Below are 20,308 nucleotides of genomic sequence, written 5' to 3' on the forward strand. Positions count from 1 at the left end.
CAAGCGGGTGCGGGCGCTCAGGCCTGCGGTTGCAGCAGCTTCTTCAGCTCGGCCTGTTCTTCCGTGCTCTTCACGACGGAGGAGAGCAGGGCATCCAGGCTGTCATTGCCATCCAGCTTGGTCAGCAGGTCGCGCAGACGCTTGCGGGCATCCAGCAGCTTCTTCAGTGCCGGAACACGCTCCATGATCTCGACCGGATCGAAATCATCCATGTGCTTGAAGGACAGTTCGACGCCCAGCTGCTCGTCGCTGTCCTTCACCAGCCGGTTCGCCACGCGCAGCGTGACGCGCGGGGTGGCGGCGGAAAGCACCTCGTTGAAATTGTCGCGGTCGATTTCCACGAACTTGCGGTCCTTGACCGGGGCCAGGGCCTCGGCGGGCTTGCCCGACAGATCGGCCATGACGCCGACGATGAAGGGCAGTTCGCGCTTTTCAACCGCGCCACCGGTTTCCACGTCATAGGTGATCTGGACCCGCGGCGGGCGGACCCGGCTCAGCTTGTGCTGTGTACTATCAGCCATCGTGTACCCCCTTTTGCAGCCGGCGCCCGGTTAGGTGATCGGGCCGCCGCGTCAGTCAGTTGGAAGAGATATCAACAATCACGCTCACTCGGGACTCAATTAAAACGATTTTGATCGAGAAAATCACTCGACCAATGGGAATCCCTGGCCCTATCCGGTGTCACCCGGCGCCCCCACCAGTTCAAAGATGGCGGCGACGTCCTTACGGCCCCGGCTCAACTCCCCCAGCAGCACGGGCAGTGGCAGATCGCGCCACTGCACGATGCGGTGCAGGATGTAGGGCGTGGGGCTGTGGGGTTCTGTCCTGGCCAGAAAATCAGCGATTTCGGCCAGTTGGCGATAGGCGTCGCGGCGCGATGCGATGGGACCGGCGGCGGAGAAGGGATGGCCGCCACCAACGGGCGCCTCCTCCTCCAGCTCCAGCACGGTCTCCTCCGCCTCGGGCGGCACCTGTTCCTCATCAATCATTGCTGGATCCTCCCCGCGTTCGCGCAGGATGGTCTGGGCCCATTGCGTCATGTCGCCCAGGCGTTGCACCAGTTCGCTCATGGACGGGGCATCGCCGTTCAGTTCCGTGTCCAGGGCGGCCCGCAACCCCTCCAACGCCGCCGCCGCCGAACGTAGCGAGATGTAGAGATCGCGGTAGAAGGGTGTGCCCGTGCCCCGGACCGTGGCGTTGAAAAGCTGCAAGGTGACGGGGGCGGCACCGGACCTGCGGCCATTGCCCTCATTCCCGCCACCCATGGCCTGCAGGCGCTGGCTGTTCAGGAAATCACCGAAGGTCAGGCCCGCCTCGCGGTCGGCGGGCGGGTTGGTGACGGCCAGCGTCAGAACCATCACCACCAGCCGGTTGTTCAGCCATTCGAACACCAGGGCCAGGCGTGACCGGTCGCCATCCTCGTCGGCACGCGGATGCAGGCTGGGGCCGCGCCCTTCCACCAGCCGGGCCAGCAGGTTCAACCCCGCCTCCATGCCCGGCATGCCATAACGGCCCAGCAGCGCCTCGCACGCCCAGGCGGCGACCTGTGCATCCTTGCTGCGCGAGGTCAGCACACCCTTGGCCAGCCGGATCACTTCCCCCCAGTCGGCCCGCTTGCGGTCGGATTTCCACACGCCCTGCGGCAGGTCGGCATCCTCGCGCCGGGCCTCTTTGATCAGGTCATGTTCGGCGCCATAGCGGATATCCTCCCCGGCGGGATCACCGCCGGGAATATCGGCCAGCAGCGCCTCGATATCGATGGGGGGCTTGCTCTGGGCAGCGCTCATCAACGGCCTCCCCCTACGCTGGCATTTTCATAGGGCGGCGCCTCTACGGGGAAGGAGGGCAGGATATGGCGGCGCTTGGCCGGCGTGCCCCCACCCTCTGCGGGGGGCGGCACCGACGCCAGGGCGACACGGACATAGATACGGCTTTCCTTCTCGGCCTTGCCCAGCGGATCGCTGCCCGCTGGAATGGTGGGAATGGTGAAGCGCAGCAGGTGGGGCTGCGGATCGCCGCCCCGGCCCACATCCTGGTCGCCGGCTTTCTGAGCCTGCAACAACCGCAGCAGCGCCCAGCGGCCCGTATAGCCGAAGATCGCCGACCGATCCTCCACCCCCGGCCCATCATCCAGCGCCAGCGGCACCTCCGCCCCATCCTTGGCCCAGCGCAGGCGCAGGGCCACCGGATCGCCTGGACGCCAGGTCGCAACCTGCTGTTCCGGCCCGTTATGCAGCAGGCCGCCGCCCACCTGCAGAACCCATTCGATGATCTGGTTGGCGCCTTGCTCGCGCTGCCGGTTCACACGGAAATCGGCGGTCACCTCATAGGCACCCGTCTCTGTCGGCTTGCCGGCATCGGGGGCCGCGAAGGGGGCCAGGAAGGTCCGCATTTTCACGATGGATTCCACGAAGCGCGCGGCGGGACGCAGATCGGTGGCGGTCTTGGCGCGCGCCGACAGGATGGAATTCAGGCGTTCGGCCATGGGGCCGTAATCGCGCAGGAAAAGGGCCAGATCGTCGGGATCAGCCTCCTCCGACACATCCGGATCGCTGTCGCGCGCCGTGAAGGGATAGCGGCCCGCCAGCTTGGCATTGAACGTTTCCGCCAGCCGCCCGTAATCGGCCTGCACGGCTGCCCCCGTCAGGTTCTGGCAGCGTTCCAGAAGCTGCTGGCGGATCAGTTCGCGGCGGTAGATGAAGAAATCGCCCGACTGCGCCTTCTCCGATCCCGCCAGCTTCGTCTCGCAATTATCCAGCCGGACCTCGTCCAGGTCGAAGCGGATGAACTGTTCCAGTGCCGCCAGCGTGCTGCCCGGCGCCTTGGCGCGGTATTGCAGCAATTCCCGGCCCAGCGACTGCCAGGAACCCAGCACGACCGGGTCCTGCCAGCCGCTACCCAGTTCGCCACGGGTCATGAAGGCTTCCAGCGGCCCGGCCAGATTGTCCCACAGCATGTCCAGGCGGCCGCGCATCCCGTCCAGATAATGGGCCGTGGCCACGGCATCGCTGGTATAGAAGCCGGCGGGCCGCGGTGATCCCTGCCCATCCCAGCCTTCGAAGCTCTCAGCGGCCTCATAAAAGGACTGGGTGCTGGCCAGTTCCTCCAGTTCCTGCAACAGGTTGCCGGACTGTTCGCGCAACACCTGACGCAGTTCGGCCTGCAGGCGGTCCATCTTGTATTGCGACAGGATGGTCAGCAGCGCCATCAGCTGCTCTCGCGCATTGGACAGGTCGCGGATCTGGCTGGTCAGGGCCGCTTCGCCATAATCATCGACGTCACTATCCTCCACCGCCAGACGCTGTGCCGCGACCAGTTCGGCGCGCAGCGCATTCTCCAGCCGCTGGCGGGCCATGCGGTCCGCCGCCCCCTGGAATTCCGACGGGATGCGCGGCAGGTCGGTGATGCGGAAATCCTCGTAGGATTGCTGATACGCGACGGCCTGGGCCAGATGCTCGCTATCCCAGCTCATCCCCCGGCCAGAAAAGGCGGGCGGGGCGGAGGCCAGTTTCTCCGCCGGGCGCACCCGCATGAACGGGCGGGCCAGCGCGGGCTGGAAATGTTTCGACAGCCCGTCCAGATGGTCGTTCAGACGCAGACCCGGCCCGTCCGTCACCTGCACGAACAAGGGCTGGCCCTGATTATCCTTCAACCCGGTCAGATAGGTGCGCAGGCTTTGCTGCGCATTGCGCAGGTCCGTCGCGAATTGTTCGTGCATCTCCCGGCCCACGGTGGGCGTGTCCATGGTGCGCAGCAGGTCGGACAGCATCGGGTCGGTGGTGATGTCGCGCAGGCCCAGCCAGAAGAAGCCGGGATCGTCCAGCATCTGCCGGACATCGACCAAGGCATTGGCCATGTCCTGCATTCGCGCGCCGACATCGGTGCCCGACCGGGGCTGTCGCACATCGATGACCGCATCGCGCAGGCGGCCCGCACGCTGCGCAATCTCCCCCGACGGGCCCAGCCGCATCAGCACGGCGCGCGACATCTTCTCCACCACAGGGCGGATGCGGCGGGGATGATCCTCGCTGATATGGTCCAGCTTGATCGATTCCAGGCCCAACTGATAAAGCCGCGAATTATGCGCGAAATTGCCGTCCAGCTTGGTCTTGAACAGGCTGTTTGACAGATCCGCCAGCCCTTCCACGGGACCCTTGGTCACGCCGTGATACTGTGCCGACAGCCGGTCAAGCTTGCTCACATCGGTCACGAAATCGACCATGACCTTCAGATCGGCGCTGCCGGAGAGAAGGTAATAGCCGTCGGCCCCCGCCTTCTCCACGCCCGGATGGCGCGCAAGGTCCAGGTAGCGGGCATCCAGTTCCTTGTGCAGCGAGGACAGGACGATATGGTGGATACCGCGCCCGAAGGCCGCCACCACCTCATCCTCCGTATCCCCGGACCAGGAGGACGGGATAAGGCCGTAGAGCAGAAAACCCCGGCTGATCCCCTCGAAATCCGTCAGAAGCTGGCGGGCGGCCTCGACATCGAACGTCTCCCCCTGCCCCGCCGCCATGTCGCGGCGGATCAGTTCCAGCGGCGGCTCCAGGGTGGAGACCAGCCGGCGCAGCGAGGCATCGACCAGCACCAGCCCCACGACCAACGCCGCCGTCACGCCGATCAGTCCCAGTTGCGCCATGCGGGCACCCCGGGTGCGGGCAACAAGACCGGCGCGGGCGGGACGGGTCAGCCGGGTCTCCCGGAACAGCTTTTCCGCCAGAAGGTCGGTGACGAACATCACCTTGGCCGGGGTCACGTCCAGCGGCACCTCTTCTGCCGCGGGGGCCGCAGCGGCGCCGGGCCGCAGGCCGGACAGCGCCGCCGACAGGGGTGGCGGGGCACCGGCGGCGGCGGCAGGCACCGGCGGTGCTGCACCGACCAGAAGATGCGCGGGCTCCAGTTCCGGCTGTGCGCCCGTGAACCAGATGCCGCGCAGGAAATGCCCTTCCTGATAGGGGGGCACGCGCAGAACGCGCCCCAATATCGTCTTCAATGGCGAGGCGATGGCCGCGAAGGAAGCCGGGAAACTGAACATCCCGTCGGGATCGGCCGGCTTGTCCAACCCGGCCGCCGCCTTGACATAGTGGGTCCACAGCGTCTGGGTCAGGTCCACCATGGCCTTGTCAATGTCCGCCGGTTCAAACGGCAGGTCACTGACATGGGGCTGGGACCAGCCCAGCATGGTATCGGGGCCACCGGCGGGCGGCATCTGCCAGAAATCGGTAAAGCCCGGCAGGCGGTCGCACTGGGTGACGACGATATGGACAGGCAGACGCAAGCCCGTCTGCCGCATCAGATCCAGCAACCGTTCCTGCAGGATGTCGCCCTTGGCCAGCAGGCTGTCCGGACCCAGCGCACCGGCGCCGGTCAGGTCGGTGACGGGGATGGTCAGGATCAACCCGTCCAGCCCACGCTGTGGCCGGTGCGCCTGCAACCGCCGCGTCAACCCGCGCCAGCGATCACGGTCGCCGGGCCGGCCTTCCGCCGTCATGATCAGGGCGCCGCGCGCATCGATGACAATGCCGCCTTCGAACGCATGCAGGGTGGCGTCCTTGCCGATCGGCGTTTCTTCAAGCGGCAGCAGGCGCGGAACGCGGGCCGAGTGCAGAAGCGAGCTTTTACCGCTGCCCGCTTCCCCGATCAGCAGGAACCAGGGCAGCGCATAGGGCGACTTCACCCCGGCCCAGTCGGACAGACGGCGCAGGGTGGTGGTGAAGGCCATGCCGGTGCCGGTTTGGCGGCTGGCGGTGGAGGCAGGGGGCGCAGCGGCGGCGGGCCCCGCCCCCGCGGGCTGTTCAGGCTTGGCCGCAGCCTTGCCGCGTTTCAAGGTCATGATCACCAGGATCAGCACAGCCAGGGCCAGCAGACCCAGGCCCAGCGCCACCCACAGACCATATTCCGCCAGGAAGGCCCCGATATTCATCGTGCGGCCTCCGGCTTGCCGGCGGGAACGATTGGCACCGCCGCCGGCTTTTCCGCCGTCACGGGCGTGGCCAGCGGCCCCAGCCGGTAGGTGCGGACATACCAGACGCCATGCGCCACCGCCGTATGCAGGGCCAGTACAATCAGCAATCCATAGAACCAGGGCCGCAGATGCGGCAGCCGCACCTCCCGCCCCTCGGTCACGGTGGCGGCATAGGCAGCGGGGCAGAGGAAGGGCGCCGGTCCGGCATATCCCGTCGCTTCCGCCAGACGGTCGGCCAACCCCTGACGGTAGCGGCGGCGGATGGGTTCATCCTGATGCCGGTGATACCGGCCCCGGAAACCCAGCGACAGGGCCGCCAGATAGACCGACAGCAGCTCATATTCCTGCTGCGGCGGGCCGGCCAGCAGGGCGTCGAGCCGCTGAAACACCCGCTCTCCCGCCACCCGCGTGCCGAACAGCGACAGTTCCAGCAGATTGTCCAGCCAATGTTCCCGCCCTGCCCAGGCATCGCCATGCAGCAGCATTTCATCGGCCAGGGCGGCCATCACATATTGCGCCTCCCGGTACAGCTCCACCCCGAACCTTCCGCCAAGGCGCATGGCGGTGGCGGCCTGGGTATCCAGCAGCCGATGCAGGCGGCGGTTGATACGAATCGCCACCTGGGCCGGGTCGGGCAGCGGCTGCCCCTGTTCCGCCATGCGGTCGCCCAGCGACAGGGCGTTGCGGATGCCTGACAGTTCGGCATGGAATTCCTGGAACATCGACAGCAGCGACAGGGCGCCGTTGGACGCCCCTTCTGTCTGCGGCTGTGTTGTCAGGGCGATGCTCATGCTTCGTCTGCGGCGGCGGGGATGAACAGGAGGATTTCGCCCGGCCGTGATGTGGCCGAGCGGTCCAGCGGATTGACGATCAACAGCGTCTCGCCGGCCTTCACATACTCATCCTCGGCGATGCGGAACAAAACCATGTCGCGGCTGGTGGCAAATCCCGCCGCCTCTTCCGGCATCAGGGCGGCGCGCATGGCGCCACGCAGGCGGTAGGACAGCAGCTCCTCCACCTGCCCGTCGGGCACGATCAGGGCGGCATCGAACCAAGCCAGCACATCCGCAGGCCCCTGCCCACCCTTCATGCGCAGACCCACGACCAGCCCGTGTCCCGTCAGCCATTGTTCCTCGATCCGCAGCTTGAAACCCTCCGGGATGGGTTGGAAGCTGATGGCGGAGAAGGCCTGGGACACCAGTTCCACGACCCCGTCGATCTGGGCCAGCAGCGCCCCGATGCAGCCACTTGGATTGTCATGGTCATAGGGTTCGGTCAGGGGCGGCGTCATGGCGGGGCGCAGCACGGCTGTATGGCCCGCCACCGTTTGCAACGCCATGTACAGATCGAACGGATGCACGTGCGGCAGGCGCAGCAGCGTCTCCAGCGCCGGCAGCCCCGCCACCAGACACATGACGGTGAACCGCGCTTCGGCCCGGTTCACCTCATGTCCCTGACTTTCGGCGACATAAGTCGCCTTCTCCCGCAGCTTGGCCACCAGCTCGCGGCATTCGCGCGACAGCGGGTCATCGGGTTCCAGGGCCGGGGTCGGCGGCTGATAGGGGGTCAGCTGGAAGCCCTGATTTCGGAACTCCACCTCGGCGATGGGCAGATGCGTGTGACGCGGCGGCACATCATCGGCCAGCAGCAGGCGCGGCATCGGCTGCAGGCGTGCCACCGGCACGGCATCCTGGCCGGTATTCTCATCAACCGCATCGCTGCTGTAGGAGCGCCAGCGGGCCAGATTGTCCCCGGCCTTGGCGGCCCCGGGATGATATTCCGGCACCACCAGATGCAGCCGCTGCGGCATGCGCAGCTTGTCCTTCACGGCAGCCAGATTGAAATCCAGCTCCCGCGACAGCCCGTCGATCCATATCAGAAGCCCGTCCGGCATCACGGCTTCCAGCGCGATGATGCGGAACCGGCCCGCCGCCAGCTGTGCGCGGTCGATCTCCAGCCGCGTGACGCCATAATGGAACGGTGACAGGCGGCGCAGGTGATAGGTCAGTTGAGCATCGCCCTGCAGCCAGGCCTGCTGCATGTGCTGCGGCGACAGCAGCATGCCCTCGCTCCACTGCACCGGGTCTGGGACAGGCTGGCCCAAGCGCTTTTCGTCCTTGGCCATGATCATTGTCCTGCTTCCACGGAAAAGGCACTGCGGCCCAGACGGATCACCGGGCTTTTCAGCCGGTCGATGCGGGCCCGGTGGGTGCCGGGCGTGGGATATGCGGCAAAGACGAAGGCGCCGACGGCCTCCTCTTCATTGCGCCCGATCTCGTACTGCACGCTGCGCTGCGGGGAGAGTTCGAAGGACTGCACGCGCAGCCCCGTGGGCAGGGCCAGCATGATCTGCGACTTGTCCTTGAACCATTGCGCCGATGCCAGATTGGAAACAGCGGCCAGCGCATCTTCATCCATGGCGAAGACCAGATCGACGGCCACGGGGGCGTCGGCATTGGCATCCATGGCGGCTGAAATCTTCAATTGTTCTGTATCGATGCTCGGCAATCCGCCGCCGCACCCGCCTAACGAGAGACCGAGAATCAGGATTATCGCCGCCGTCGCAGCATGTGAAAAAGACCGGCACCGGGCAGCGGTCAAAACCACAGCAATCCCCTTGTCGCCCATTCGGGTCTATGGCTTCCGACATCTCCGGAAGCGGTACTTCATAGTACCCCAATGAAATTCTGAATCTCCAGAATATTGGCGAAACAAGGGGTTCCGGCGTTCAACCTAAGGCCGTCTCAGGCGGGTTCCTTGGGCGTGGTTTTCGACTTGGGCTTCAAGGTTTTGATGGTTTCCATCAGTTTCTGACCCAAGACCTTGATTTCCTCACGCAGAGTCCGCAGCAGACGTTTTTCCATCGCCTGCATCGCTTCGGCCTGACGGCGCTGCTCTTCGGCCAACTGGCCAATCTTTTCCATCAGCTCCGCATGATTTGGGGCGGGAATCGGAGAGGTTGTGGCGGAAATCCTAGGTTCCGTGCTTGCGACGACCGAAAGCCTGGGAGGGTTGATCGCAACCCGCAGCGGCTCTACCGGTGCGCGAATCGGAGGGTCGTCCAACCAGACCTGAATCGTAGCATATGAGACTGAAAGCGCATCGGCGATGCGGCGATAGGACCATCCCTGCTTACGCAGCCGTTCGGCAATCTCCCGCCGACGGCTGACGGTCGCATGGCCATCCACCTTGACGCCATTGGCCTCGGGCAGGCCGGCGACGATGGTGATATTGCCGTTGGTGCGTTCGCCCATGGATCAGGGTCCATTCCGTGTCGGCGCACCCGTGGCGCGCCTTTGGCATCGTATCAGAAACAGACCGGTGACCGCAGCCAAAGATCGCAGAAAGGCGCTCATGCCTTCTGGCAGTTGGCCTTATCCTCGCTCAACGCCCGGCAGATCAGGCCGGTGCTGGTCTTGAAGCTGTTATCCGGGTTGCGGCGCACGGCAATCCGGTTGGAAAACTGTACCCATCCGGCACTGCCCCAATGGGACCGGATGCCGTTGGAGAAGGCCAGAGTCCCATCCGGGAACTTCACCACGGAGGTTCCGTCCTTGAAGGTGATGCGGTCCACATCCAGGGTCACCACCTGCTTATTGGAACAGAGCACCATTTCCTCGGTCCCCTGCTGGCGCGTACAGACCAGCGGCTCATTGCCGCCCGCCAGCACCATCGCGAAGATTGTCACTTCCAGCACATTCAACGGCATCGCCGCCTCTCCCCCTCTGCACCCCTGGGGCCACTATCCTAAATCCGGGCCAGAATGAAAATACGCCGGAAGGGGAAGAGGGTACTGCCATCGGCCTCTACCGGATAGGCATCGCGCAGGGCGGCACCATAGGCCGCACGGAAGGACGCCGCCTGATCGGGCGGCAAACGGCTGGTCACCGGCAGCAGGGCCGTGGCCGACACCCATTCCAGCACCGGATCATCGCCTTCCAGCACCTGCAGGTAATCGCTGTGCCAGATATCGATGCTGCGGCAATGCGGGCGCAGGATGCGCCAGTATTCGTCGGGCCGCAGCACGGTGCCATGGTCCAGGGCACCCGAAAGGGCGTCGCGCCACGGTTCCCGCGCCGCCAGATCGGCCAGCAGCCGGTGCGACGGGGCCGCGAAATTATCCGGCATCTGCACCGCCAGCACCCCGCCCGGCGCCAGGAACCCCGCCAGCCGCGCGAACAGCCCCGCATGATCGGGCAGCCAATGCAGGGCGGCGTTGGAAAAGATCAGGTCGGGCGCTGTGTCGGGCTGCCATTCCCCGATATCGCCCTGCCGCCAGAACACGCGTGAGGCCGCCCCCGCCGCCTTGGCCAGCATGGCGGCATCGCTGTCCAGGCCGGTGACGGTGGCCGCCTGAAACCGCTCTGCCAGTTGCCGGGTCAGATAGCCGGTGCCACAGCCCAGGTCGGTGATAATACCGGGCATGATATCGGGAAGGGCCGATAGAAGATCCCGCCCCGGCCGTTCGCGCAGGGCGCGATAACGTTCATAGAGATCGGGGTTCCAAGCCAAGGCATCCTCCCGCTTCGCATCAGGCCGCCATGGTGGCGCGAGGCGGGAGGTTCGGCAAGCACTCCGAATGTCAGGCTGCCGCTGCTTCCGCCACAGGCAGTTGCCGCGCCAGATGCGCGCCCAGGCGCAGGGACAGGGCCACAATGGTCAGCGTCGGGTTGGCCCAGCCGGAGGTGGGGAAGATTGAGCTGCCGGCCACGAACAGGTTCTCCTTGCCCCAGACCTTGGCATTGGCATCGACCACGCCGGTGGATGGATCGGCAGACATGCGGGTGGTGCCAATATGGTGGTGGCCGCCCTGCAGCACATCATGATGGTCGCCATCATCCGCACCCGTGGGCCAGGCATCGGTCCCGTCCAGCAGCCAATTATCCAGGGTGATGCGGCCCAGGCCGGTACGGGCCAGTTCCGCCCCCACCAGTTCGGTGACGGCATGGGCCGAGCGCTTGTCCAGCGGCGACAATTGCCAGTCCAGGTCGGCCCGGCGCTGGCCCAGCATGTCGCGGGCCTGCGACAGGCGCACGCGGCTGTCGGGATTGGGCGCCTGCTCGCCGCGCACCAGCAGATATAGCGCCTTGGGCTGCGCGATCAGGGCGCGGCGGCGGACATAGCGGCGGAACAGGTTGCCCGGCACCGTGGGCAGCACCGGCAGCAGCCGCATCAGGTTGCGCCCCGCCCCTTCCGGCCACCATTGCCCCTTCTTCCAGGCGGCGTTCAGTTCGGTGGCCGCATCCGTCACGCCGGCCAAGGACCGGTAATAAAGCGCGATGGAGCTGTTCAACACGCCCAGTTCCGCCTGCTTTTCCGCCGACAGGACCAGGGAGGGGCAGAGCGGGGGCATGTGGCGCGGATAGGTGGTGCGCAGCTGTTCCAGAAGCCGGACGGGATTGTCGGTCTGCACCCGCGCCGTCCGGCATTTGGGATGTTCCATGAAGAAGCGACCGACCAGATCGCGGCCATTGCCGATGCCCGCCTTCTCCACATCGGTGGAGGCCAGAAGCAGGCGCGCATTCTCGATCCCGCCGGCGGCCAGCACATAATGGCGGGCCCGCACCCGGTGCCGCACGCCCGAGGGGGTGGCCAGACGCAGGCCCGTGACACGGCGGGCATCGCCGGCCACATCGATATTCACCACGGTGCCGCGCAGCAGGGTACGCACGCGCGGACTGGCCTCCAGTTCGGCGCGGAATGCTTCCCCGAACCGTTGCGCCTTCATGCGCCAGAACCGGGTCTGCACCAGGGCGGGATCAAAGCCGGGATCATCCAGCCCCGCCTCCAGCCACAGATCATTGAACTTCGCCTCCCCCACGCCGCACAGTTCGGCGGCAAGCTGGTAATCGCCGGCCAGATCGGCTTCGGTCACGGGCCAGCCGCTATGCGGGACCCAGGCGCGGCGTTCGAAATCGATGGGGTCGAGTGGCACGCAGCGCCCCGACCAGGTGGCCGTGGTCCCGCCCAGCACACGGTTGCGCGTCACATCCAGCGGGTAATAGGGCAGGCCCACATTCTCCCCGCTGTTCAGGCTTTGCAGTTCCGCCTCCAGCGTCGGCCCGCCGCTTTCGATCAGGCACACATCGGTGCCCGCGCGGGACAATTGCAGGGCCAGCGCAATGCCGGCGGCACCCGCACCGACGATGGCGACATCGGCGGCGAATTCCTGGTCGGGCGGCAGGGACAGCAGATCGATCAACATGATGGCACGTCCGGGTTGGCTCTATCCTGTTGTTTACGCGCCAGCACCGGCCTTATTCCCTGCGTCGCCGAAATTTTTGCGGCAGCGCAGCATGACACCCTGTCCCAGGAAAATTTCGCAAGGCGCGGGAATAGGTGGGGCCAAGCGGCGTATATGCTTGAAACACCGCAAACCAACCGATGGGTCCCTGGCCGTGCTTCCCGATATCACCCGCCATAAACCGGCCCTGCGCCGCTATGCGCTGGTGCTGACCCGTGATCCGGGGCAGGTGGAGGATCTTGTCCAGGAAAGCCTGACCCGCGCCCTGGCCGGCAGCCGCACCTGGCGGCCCGGATCGGACCTGCGCGCCTGGCTTCTGTCCATCACCCACAATACCTTCATTTCCGGCTGGCGGCGCGAACAGGTGGCGCGCACCGGCCTGGAACAGGGGGCGGAGATGGTGCCGGAACCTATGGCAGCCGCCCTGCCCGACCTGCGGGTGGAGGCACGGCAGGTGGTGGAACGGCTTCTGGCCCTGCCCGACGGCATGCGCGAAATCCTGCTGCTGGCCGTCGTGGAAGAGATGAGTTATCGCGAGATCGCGGATATGCTGAACATCCCGCTGGGCACCGTCATGTCCCGGCTGGCACGGGCCCGGCAGGCCCTGCGGCAGCAGGCGGGCGACGGCCCCGCCACGCCCGCCGAACGCCGTGCATCCTTCAAGCTGGTGGAGTAGGCCGATGCATCCGTTCGACCCGATCACCGAGGATGACCTGAACGCCTATATCGATGGCGGTCTGGACACGCGCCGCCGGGCAGAGGTGGAGCGCTGGCTGGCGCAATACCCAGACGAAGCGGCGCGGGTGATGGCGGAACTGGGCGATGCCGACCTGCTGCGCGAGGGGCTGGGCGACAGCGGCTTCAGCACCCCGCCGGATGGGGAGACACGGCATCTGGCCGGGCGTCTGCGCCGCCGCCTAATCTGGCGCGGGGCGGAACATGTCATGCAGCGCGCCCTGGTCATCGTCCTGTGTCTGGCCGCCGGTTACGGCATCAGCTGGCTGCCCATCGGGGCCCAGCCATCGGCAGAGGCGGCCCATATCGTGCCCCTGTTTGCAGATGAGGCCGCGGAAGCCTTCCGCACCGCCATGAAGGAAGTGCGCACCGACCAGAGCCTGGCCTATCCCACACCCGAGGTACCGGCCCGTCTGGCCGCCGTCGACGCCGCCCATCCCCTGCCCATCCCCGATCCGCCCAGCCAGCGCTGGCGACTGCTGGGCGCGCAGCTGGCGGCCTGGGACCGGGGCGACGCGGTGCAGGTCTTCTGGCGGCACGAAACCAAGGGCACGGTCATGCTGTTCGTGACGCAGGATGGGGTGGACCCCGCCGAACCGGCCATGGCCCCCACTCTGGGCCATACGGAGGAAGGCGATGTCATCTATTGGCGTTCCGGCCCCTATCTTTACGCCCTGCTGGGCACCGCCGACACCAAGGCCCTGGAACGCCTCGCCAACCTGATCGCCCGGCCCAGCCCGTAATGATCGCGGGGATTGGCCCCTTCCAAAAGTATGATAAATAGGCGCAATCTCAAGAGAGGGTTCCCAATCCCCCTCCCTACCCGTGCCTGTTGCTGATGGAACCGCAATGATCCCCGCCCCGTTTCAGACCCTGGTCCGTGTTGCCAAGGATACGCCCGGCGTGCCGGTGACCCTGGCCGATTTCAACCCCACCTTCCTGCCGCGTTTCTTCGCCTTCGCGGCCGAAAGGGCGCGGGGGCGCTATGCCTTCTGTCTGGTCAATCCGATGGGACGCGTGGTGCTCTCCTATGCCGATCCCTGTACTGTCCTGACAGCTGATCGCACGGCCTTGGCCAAGGCCATGACCGCTGTCCAGATCGGCTATGGCTCTGACATCTGGGGCGATGGTTTCAACCCGCAACTGGCCGGCATGCCGGGCCTGTGCGCCTATAAGGGATCGCGTGCCCTGCTGGTGCCGGCCACCCCACATCCGCTCTATCTTGGGTGCCTGGGTGTCAGCAGCGGTGCTGCCGGCGATGACGACCCGCTGTGCCAGATTCTGGCCGATTTCATCCTGACAGAGGCGGCACGTGCGCCGGGCAGCGTCGTGGCGCTGCAATAGCCTCCACACGACCTGAAACCAGCCCGGAAAAAGGCCCCGCCCCCGAAGCGGGGCCTTTTTTGCGTTCGTCAAAGGCGAGGCCCACCTTCCCGCTTTCCTAATTATGAAATTTGTTTTATTTATTCTTCCCGCCGCCCCATGCACCATCGCGCACCGGGGGCCGGACAAAAGCAGCCCCGCCAAAGGGGCCGATCCATGGGAAGGAAAAATCAATGAAGCAGGCAGTTGTCCGCAATCATGTCCGCACCGCCCTGTTGACAGCGCTGGCGCTCGGCTTTGCCACCCAGGCCGGATGGGGACAGGCGCATCAGGGGCTGGGTGGTTCCGGTGGCCTTGGACCCGGCGGCTACGGCCCCTTCGATGCACAATTCCCTGCCGGCGGCGACGGTCTGGCCAAGCCTAAGCTGGAAGAAAAGCAAAGCCCCGGCACACCGGTGCCCGCGAACGCCCCCTGGACGCTGTATGGCTGGGTACAGGCCGAAGCGGCGGGCAAGGGCCTGTCGCTGCTGGGCGGGTTTGCCACCGCCGACGGCAAGGCCCCCGCCTGGTTCTTGTCCCTGTCCGATGGCAAACCGGCGGTCGTGGCAGGGGCCAAGACCATCAGCGGCGGCAAGGCGCTGGCCGCTGGTCAGTGGGCCTTCCTGGCCGCCAGCTTTGACGGGGCCAAGATCCGGCTTTATGTCGATGCACGGGAAGTCGCTTCGGGCGATGCCGCCACCCCGGCGGCCATGGCACAGTTCATGTTGGCCCCGCGCCGCAGCCGCACCGCCGCCTTCGTGCCCGCCGGCACCACGCCGTTCGCGGGCCGCCTGGCCGGCTTCTCCACCCTGCCCCGCGCCCTGTCGGCCAGCGAAATCAAGACCCTGGGCGGCGGTGCCCCCAATATTGACCTGACCAATTTCGAAAGCGGCGCGCCCAGCTGGCCCGTGCAGGTGCGGCAGATGTATGGGCAGGTGGCCCCGCAGGACCCGTGGACCCGGCCCAAGGCTAAGACAGGCTTCAGCCAGCCGGTGGCGAAGCCCATCATCGAAACCCCCGCCCTGGCCCCGCTGGGCAATGGCGAATGGGTGCTGGGTGCCTGGAAGCTGGTGGAGGCGCCGAAGCTGCGCGATGGCGGCCCCGCCCTGTCGCGCCCCGGCTATGACGCCAAATCCTGGTATGCGGCGACGGTGCCGGGCACGGTGCTGACCACCCTGGTCGATCGCGGCATCTATCCCGATCCCGATTACGGCCTGAACAATCTGGCCATCCCGGAAAGCCTGAACAAGCAGGATTACTGGTACCGCAGCGAATTCACCGTGCCCGCCGATCAGGCCGGCAAGCGCCTGCAATTGTCGCTGAATGGCGTGAATTATCAGGCGGAAATCTGGCTGAACGGGCAAAAGCTGGGCAGCATGAAGGGCGCCTTCATCCGCGGCCGCTTCGACGTGACAGGCATTGCCAAGCCGGGGCAGCCCAACGCGCTCGCCATCCGCGTCAGCCCTCCGCCGCGACCGGGCATCCCGCATGAGGAAAGCCTGACCTCCGCCGTGGGGGAAAATGGCGGCATCATGGCCCTGGACGGCCCCACCTTCGTGGCGTCCGAAGGCTGGGACTGGATCCCCTCGGTGCGGGATCGCAATACCGGCCTGTGGCGCAACGTCACCCTGTCGGCCACGGGCGACGCCCGCCTGGGCGACACACAGGTCATCACGTCCCTGCCCAAGCCCGACAATTCCGTCGCCGATATCAGCGTCAATGTCCCGGTGGAAAACCTGTCGGGTCAGCCTTTGTCGGCCAGCGTCACTGCCAGCTTTGACGGGATCAGCGTCACCAAGCAGGCGACCATTCCCGCCGGGGGCGGCACCATCGCCCTGTCGCCCGCCGAATTCCCGCAATTGTCGGTGAAGAACCCGAAACTCTGGTGGCCCAACGGCTATGGTGAGCCGGCCCTGCACCAGATGAAGCTGGCGGTGTCGGTCAATGGTCAGCCGTCGGACAGCCAGGAACTCCGCTTCGGCATCCGCGAGGTCACCTACGAATTCTCCCTGATGGATCAGAAGGGGGCGCTGCGCCGGGTGGAGGTTGACCTGACCGACGCCCATTCACGCGGGGAGAAGATCATCGACGTCACGCATGAGGGCATCCGCAAGGTGCCCGACGGCTGGGCCGCCTCGCTCTATCCCGGTGCCGAAAACTCCCCCGCGGTAAAGCCGGTGGACGCCGCCGAACTGTCGCCGCACATGGTGATCAAGGTGAACGGCGTCCGCATCGCGGCACGCGGCGGCAATTGGGGAACGGATGATTGGCGCAAGCGGGTGGCCAAGGACCGGCTGGAGCCCTATTTCCGCCTGCACCGCGACGCGCATGTGAACGTCATCCGCAACTGGGTCGGCCAGAATACGGAGGAGGAATTCTTCGAACTGGCGGATGAGTACGGCCTGATGGTGCTGAACGATTTCTGGGCCTCGACCCAGGATTATCAGCTGGAACCGCAGGATGTGCCGCTGTTCATGGCCAATGCCACCGACACGGTCCGCCGCTATCGTAACCATCCCTCCATCGTGCTGTGGTTTGGGCGCAATGAAGGCGTGCCGCAGCCGATCCTGAACGAAGCGCTGGATACCATGATCCGGGCCGAAGATGGCACCCGCCATTACACCGGTTCCTCCAACCGCGTGAACCTGGCCGGCAGCGGCCCTTATAATTACCGCGAGCCTGACAGCTATTTCACCGAACATGCCCAGGGCTTCTCGGTGGAGGTGGGCACCCCCTCCTTCCCCACCATGGAATCCCTGCAGGCCGCCATGCCGGAGACGGAGCTGTGGCCCATTTCCGACAGCTGGGCCTATCATGACTGGCACCAGACCGGAAACGGCGCCACCCAGACCTTCATGGATGCCATCAGCGCCAAGTTCGGCCCCGCCAGCAGTCTGGCGGATTTCGAACGCAAGGCGCAGATGCTGAATTATGAAGGCTACCGCGCCATCTTCGAGGGCATGAATGCCGGCCTGTGGACGAAGCATTCAGGCCGCATGCTGTGGATGACCCAGCCCGCCTGGCCCAGCACCATGTGGCAGATCCTGTCGCATGATTACGACACGCACGGCGCCTTCTACGGCATGAAGAAGGCCTCTGAACCCGTCCATGCGCAGCTGGACCTGCCCGACCATCGCATCACCGTCGTCAATAATACCCGCGATGGCCTGACGGGCCTGACCCTGACGGCGCGCACGCGGTCCATGTCGGGCAAGGCGCTGGGCGACCGCACCGCGACCCTGGATGCCGGGGCCGGCGCTGTCACCCATCCCTTCACACTGGACCTGAAGGGTCTGCTGGCCACAGAAAAACTGGTGCTGGTCAGCCTGGAACTGACCGATAAGGCCGGCAAGGTCCTGTCGCGCAACGATTACTGGGTCGCCGCCGACACCCCCTCGCATCAGCGCCTGAACGAGTTGCCCACCACCCCCGTCACCCTGTCCGCCAAGGGCAAGGTCGGGGCGAATGGGGAGGTGGCGCTGGACGTGACCCTTTCCAATGGCGGGACCAGCCCCGCCCTTCTGGCCAAGCTGACACCGCAGAAGGCGGACGGGACCCGCATCCTGCCCGCCTATGTCAGTGACAATTACGTGACCCTTATGCCGGGTGAGACGCGGCACATCGCCGTCACCTACCCGGCCAGTGCCGCGGGAACGGGCGCACCCACCCTGTCCCTGCGCGGCTGGAATATCCAGCCGGCCAGCGTCAGCGTGACAATCACGCCCTGACGCGCTTTGACGGGGCCCGGCCTTCCATCCCGGTCGGGCCCCGCTTTTTTAAGGATTCTGCTGTCCCTGCGGGGACCTGGAGACGTTGTTTCGATGATCAGGATCGGTGTTGATTTCGGCGGCACGAAAATCGAAGTGGCCGCCCTGTCGGAGGAAGGAGAATTCCTATCCCGTCTGCGGGCCCCCAATCCCGGCGCCTATGTTGCCGCCATCGAGACGGTGCGTGACCTGATCACGCAGACAGAGGCGGCCATCGGCCCGGCAGCCAGCATCGGGCTGGGCGTTCCGGGCAGCGTCAATCCCGCCACCGGCCTGATGCGCAACGCCAACTCAACCTATCTGAACGGGCGCGACTTCGCCGCCGACCTCTCCGCCGCCCTGGCCCGGCCCGTGCGGCTGGCCAATGACGCCAATTGTCTGGCTTTGTCAGAGGCGGTCGACGGAGCCGCCGCCGGCGCCGCTGTCGCCTTCGCCATCATCATCGGCACCGGCTGTGGCGGCGGGCTGGTTGTGAATGGCAGGCTGGTGGAAGGGGCCAATGGCATTGGCGGCGAATGGGGGCACATGCCCCTGCCCTGGCCGACGGCGGCGGAGCTGCCGGGTCCCGATTGCTGGTGCGGGCAGCGTGGCTGCCTGGAGACCTGGGTATCGGGCACCGGCCTGCGCCGGGACCATGCCAGCGTCACCGGCCATGACCAGCCCGGCGAATGGATCATCAAGGCGGCACGCAGCGGCGATGCCGGGGCCAAGGCGGCACTGGACCGCTATATCCACCGGCTGGGCCGCTCCATGGCCGTGATCGCCAATATCGTCGATCCCGACGTTTTCGTGCTGGGCGGCGGCCTGTCGAATGTGGCGGAGATCTATGAGGGCCTGCCCAGGGCCATCGCCGCCCATGTCTTCTGCGACACCTGGAGCGCGCGGATTCTGCCGGCCCGCTGGGGCGACAGTTCCGGTGTGCGGGGTGCCGCCCGGCTCTGGCTTTCCTGACAGAAAAGCAGGTATCCCATGACCCGTTCCTTCGCCTGTGATCAGGCCACCCTTCGTCGCGACCGGCTGGTGGCCTGGCTGGTCGACCATGCCTATCCGCTCTGGTCCCGGAAGGGACACGGACCGGATGGCAGCTTCCATGAAAAGCTGGATCAGGGGACGGGTCATCCCGTTCCCGGCTCCCGCCGCGCGCGGGTACAGCCTCGGCAGGTCTATGCCTTTTCCATGGCACCCTCTTTCGGCTGGACCGGTCCCGCCACTGATCTGGTGCGCCGGGGCTTGGATGCCTATCTGGCTCAGTATCGCCGCCCCGACGGCCTGTTCCGGGCATCCGTCACCATGGATGGCAGACCGCTGGATGACGGCCCGTCGCTCTATGATCAGGCCTTCACCCTGTTCGGGCTGGCATCGGCTGCACCGGTCCTGGGTGACATTGCGCGTCTGCATGGGGTGGCCGTGGGCTTGCGTGATCTGCTGATCGCCCAGTGCCGCTACCAAGGCGGCTTTACCGAGCTGCCGCAGGGCACGCTGCCTCTGCAATCAAACCCCAACATGCATCTGTTCGAAGCGGCCCTGGCCTGGGAAGCGGCAGGCGGCGATACAGGCTGGACTCGCATGGCCGACGGCATCGCCGAACTGGCGCTCAGCCATTTCATCGGTGCCGATACGGGCGCCTTGCGTGAATTCTTCGACGCCGACTGGCACCCAGCCCCTGGCATGGCGGGCCGCATCGTGGAGCCGGGGCATCAGTTCGAATGGGCCTGGCTGCTGCTGCGCTGGGGACGGGCGCGGCGGCGGGACGAAGCGGTGCAGGCTGGCCTGCGACTTTTGGAGATCGGGGAAAGACACGGTGTCGATCCCGCCCGCACTGTGGCTTTCAACAGCCTGCTGGATGATTTCTCCATCCACGATCATAGTGCCCGCCTCTGGCCGCAGACGGAGCGGCTGAAGGCCGCCGTGCTGGCGGCGGAGATTACGGGACAGGCCGATTTCTGGACCGTGGCCAGCCATGCCGCCGATGGTCTGCTGCGCTATCTGGACACACCGGTACCGGGCCTATGGTGGGACAAGCTGTCCGCCGATGGCCTCTTCACCGATGAACCGGCCCCGGCCAGCAGCTTTTACCACATTGTCTGCGCGGTGGCGGAGTTCGACCGGGCTGTGCGCGCTGCCGGCAAGTGATCGTCCATGCGCTCTAGAGTAGTCTTTGAACAGCAGAAAGCCCCGGTGGATTTCTCCATCGGGGCTCTTAGGTTTGGATGCGGGGGCAGGATTTGAACCTGC

General features: G+C 66.0%; 16 protein-coding genes. 6 read left to right on the forward strand and 10 right to left on the reverse strand.

The features are described 5' to 3' along the window. Positions 1 to 17: 17 nt before the first annotated feature. From tssB to ACT6Q8_RS23625, 10 genes are all read right to left on the reverse strand, one after another. A complete protein-coding gene (gene tssB / locus ACT6Q8_RS23580; RefSeq protein WP_054166687.1) occupies positions 18 to 521 on the reverse strand; it encodes a type VI secretion system contractile sheath small subunit in 504 nt (167 codons plus the stop codon). Positions 522 to 671: 150 nt separating this feature from the next. Next, entirely contained in the window at positions 672 to 1,787 is a 1,116-nt protein-coding gene (gene tssA, locus ACT6Q8_RS23585) for a type VI secretion system protein TssA (RefSeq protein ID WP_054166688.1), read from the reverse strand. Further along, positions 1,787 to 5,923 (reverse strand): type VI secretion protein IcmF/TssM N-terminal domain-containing protein, encoded by a 4,137-nt coding sequence (locus tag ACT6Q8_RS23590; protein ID WP_444734973.1) that lies wholly within the window; start codon positions 5,921 to 5,923, stop codon positions 1,787 to 1,789. Before ACT6Q8_RS23590 ends, tssA begins: the two co-directional genes overlap by 1 nt. Next, positions 5,920 to 6,756, reverse strand: coding sequence for a DotU family type IV/VI secretion system protein (locus ACT6Q8_RS23595; protein WP_054166690.1), 837 nt, complete (start codon positions 6,754 to 6,756; stop codon positions 5,920 to 5,922). Before ACT6Q8_RS23595 ends, ACT6Q8_RS23590 begins: the two co-directional genes overlap by 4 nt. Next, a complete protein-coding gene (tssK, locus tag ACT6Q8_RS23600; protein WP_444734972.1) occupies positions 6,753 to 8,090 on the reverse strand; it encodes a type VI secretion system baseplate subunit TssK in 1,338 nt (445 codons plus the stop codon). Before tssK ends, ACT6Q8_RS23595 begins: the two co-directional genes overlap by 4 nt. Before the next feature lie 2 nt (positions 8,091 to 8,092). Next, on the reverse strand, positions 8,093 to 8,473 hold the full coding sequence (locus tag ACT6Q8_RS23605; protein ID WP_156344460.1) for a hypothetical protein: 381 nt from the start codon (positions 8,471 to 8,473) through the stop codon (positions 8,093 to 8,095). A 236-nt stretch (positions 8,474 to 8,709) separates the two neighbouring features. After that, positions 8,710 to 9,219, reverse strand: a complete 510-nt coding sequence (locus tag ACT6Q8_RS23610) for a helix-turn-helix domain-containing protein (RefSeq protein WP_054166693.1) — start codon at positions 9,217 to 9,219, stop codon at positions 8,710 to 8,712. Between the two features lie 98 nt (positions 9,220 to 9,317). Next, on the reverse strand, positions 9,318 to 9,674 hold the full coding sequence (locus ACT6Q8_RS23615) for a hypothetical protein (protein WP_054166694.1): 357 nt from the start codon (positions 9,672 to 9,674) through the stop codon (positions 9,318 to 9,320). 38 nt (positions 9,675 to 9,712) lie between these two features. Next, positions 9,713 to 10,477: a methyltransferase domain-containing protein gene (locus ACT6Q8_RS23620; RefSeq protein ID WP_444734971.1), complete on the reverse strand. Its 765-nt coding sequence runs from the start codon at positions 10,475 to 10,477 to the stop codon at positions 9,713 to 9,715. A 70-nt stretch (positions 10,478 to 10,547) separates the two neighbouring features. Then, entirely contained in the window at positions 10,548 to 12,170 is a 1,623-nt protein-coding gene (locus tag ACT6Q8_RS23625) for an FAD-dependent oxidoreductase (RefSeq protein WP_444734970.1), read from the reverse strand. A 193-nt stretch (positions 12,171 to 12,363) separates the two neighbouring features. Between ACT6Q8_RS23625 and ACT6Q8_RS23630 the strand changes: the two genes are divergently transcribed. The 6 genes from ACT6Q8_RS23630 to ACT6Q8_RS23655 all read left to right on the forward strand — a co-directional run bounded on the left by ACT6Q8_RS23630 (position 12,364) and on the right by ACT6Q8_RS23655 (position 20,206). Beyond that, positions 12,364 to 12,885 (forward strand): sigma-70 family RNA polymerase sigma factor, encoded by a 522-nt coding sequence (locus ACT6Q8_RS23630; protein WP_444734969.1) that lies wholly within the window; start codon positions 12,364 to 12,366, stop codon positions 12,883 to 12,885. 4 nt (positions 12,886 to 12,889) lie between these two features. Then, the gene (locus tag ACT6Q8_RS23635) at positions 12,890 to 13,687 is read left to right on the forward strand and encodes an anti-sigma factor family protein (protein WP_444734968.1); all 798 of its coding nucleotides are present in this window, start codon (positions 12,890 to 12,892) and stop codon (positions 13,685 to 13,687) included. 106 nt (positions 13,688 to 13,793) lie between these two features. After that, positions 13,794 to 14,288 carry a hypothetical protein gene (locus tag ACT6Q8_RS23640; RefSeq protein ID WP_444734967.1) on the forward strand — a complete coding sequence of 165 codons (495 nt, stop codon included), beginning with the start codon at positions 13,794 to 13,796 and terminating at the stop codon, positions 14,286 to 14,288. Positions 14,289 to 14,500: 212 nt separating this feature from the next. Beyond that, the gene (locus ACT6Q8_RS23645; RefSeq protein ID WP_444734966.1) at positions 14,501 to 18,034 is read left to right on the forward strand and encodes a glycosyl hydrolase 2 galactose-binding domain-containing protein; all 3,534 of its coding nucleotides are present in this window, start codon (positions 14,501 to 14,503) and stop codon (positions 18,032 to 18,034) included. 93 nt (positions 18,035 to 18,127) lie between these two features. Next, entirely contained in the window at positions 18,128 to 19,024 is an 897-nt protein-coding gene (locus ACT6Q8_RS23650) for an ROK family protein (protein ID WP_444734965.1), read from the forward strand. Between the two features lie 18 nt (positions 19,025 to 19,042). Further along, positions 19,043 to 20,206 (forward strand): AGE family epimerase/isomerase, encoded by a 1,164-nt coding sequence (locus tag ACT6Q8_RS23655; RefSeq protein ID WP_444734964.1) that lies wholly within the window; start codon positions 19,043 to 19,045, stop codon positions 20,204 to 20,206. Positions 20,207 to 20,308 lie beyond the last annotated feature (102 nt).

The organism is Niveispirillum sp., from assembly GCF_052437035.1.
Lineage (GTDB): Bacteria > Pseudomonadota > Alphaproteobacteria > Azospirillales > Azospirillaceae > Niveispirillum.

Bases quoted from the DNA above. Each gene is read 5' to 3' on its own strand.
- tssB (WP_054166687.1), bottom strand. From the start codon at position 521: ATGGCTGATAGTACACAGCACAAGCTGAGCCGGGTCCGCCCGCCGCGG.
- tssA (WP_054166688.1), bottom strand. From the start codon at position 1,787: ATGAGCGCTGCCCAGAGCAAGCCCCCCATCGATATCGAGGCGCTGCTG.
- ACT6Q8_RS23590 (WP_444734973.1), bottom strand. From the start codon at position 5,923: ATGAATATCGGGGCCTTCCTGGCGGAATATGGTCTGTGGGTGGCGCTG.
- ACT6Q8_RS23595 (WP_054166690.1), bottom strand. From the start codon at position 6,756: ATGAGCATCGCCCTGACAACACAGCCGCAGACAGAAGGGGCGTCCAAC.
- tssK (WP_444734972.1), bottom strand. From the start codon at position 8,090: ATGGCCAAGGACGAAAAGCGCTTGGGCCAGCCTGTCCCAGACCCGGTG.
- ACT6Q8_RS23610 (WP_054166693.1), bottom strand. From the start codon at position 9,219: ATGGGCGAACGCACCAACGGCAATATCACCATCGTCGCCGGCCTGCCC.
- ACT6Q8_RS23615 (WP_054166694.1), bottom strand. From the start codon at position 9,674: ATGCCGTTGAATGTGCTGGAAGTGACAATCTTCGCGATGGTGCTGGCG.
- ACT6Q8_RS23625 (WP_444734970.1), bottom strand. From the start codon at position 12,170: ATGTTGATCGATCTGCTGTCCCTGCCGCCCGACCAGGAATTCGCCGCC.
- ACT6Q8_RS23635 (WP_444734968.1), top strand. From the start codon at position 12,890: ATGCATCCGTTCGACCCGATCACCGAGGATGACCTGAACGCCTATATC.
- ACT6Q8_RS23640 (WP_444734967.1), top strand. From the start codon at position 13,794: ATGATCCCCGCCCCGTTTCAGACCCTGGTCCGTGTTGCCAAGGATACG.
- ACT6Q8_RS23645 (WP_444734966.1), top strand. From the start codon at position 14,501: ATGAAGCAGGCAGTTGTCCGCAATCATGTCCGCACCGCCCTGTTGACA.
- ACT6Q8_RS23650 (WP_444734965.1), top strand. From the start codon at position 18,128: ATGATCAGGATCGGTGTTGATTTCGGCGGCACGAAAATCGAAGTGGCC.
- ACT6Q8_RS23655 (WP_444734964.1), top strand. From the start codon at position 19,043: ATGACCCGTTCCTTCGCCTGTGATCAGGCCACCCTTCGTCGCGACCGG.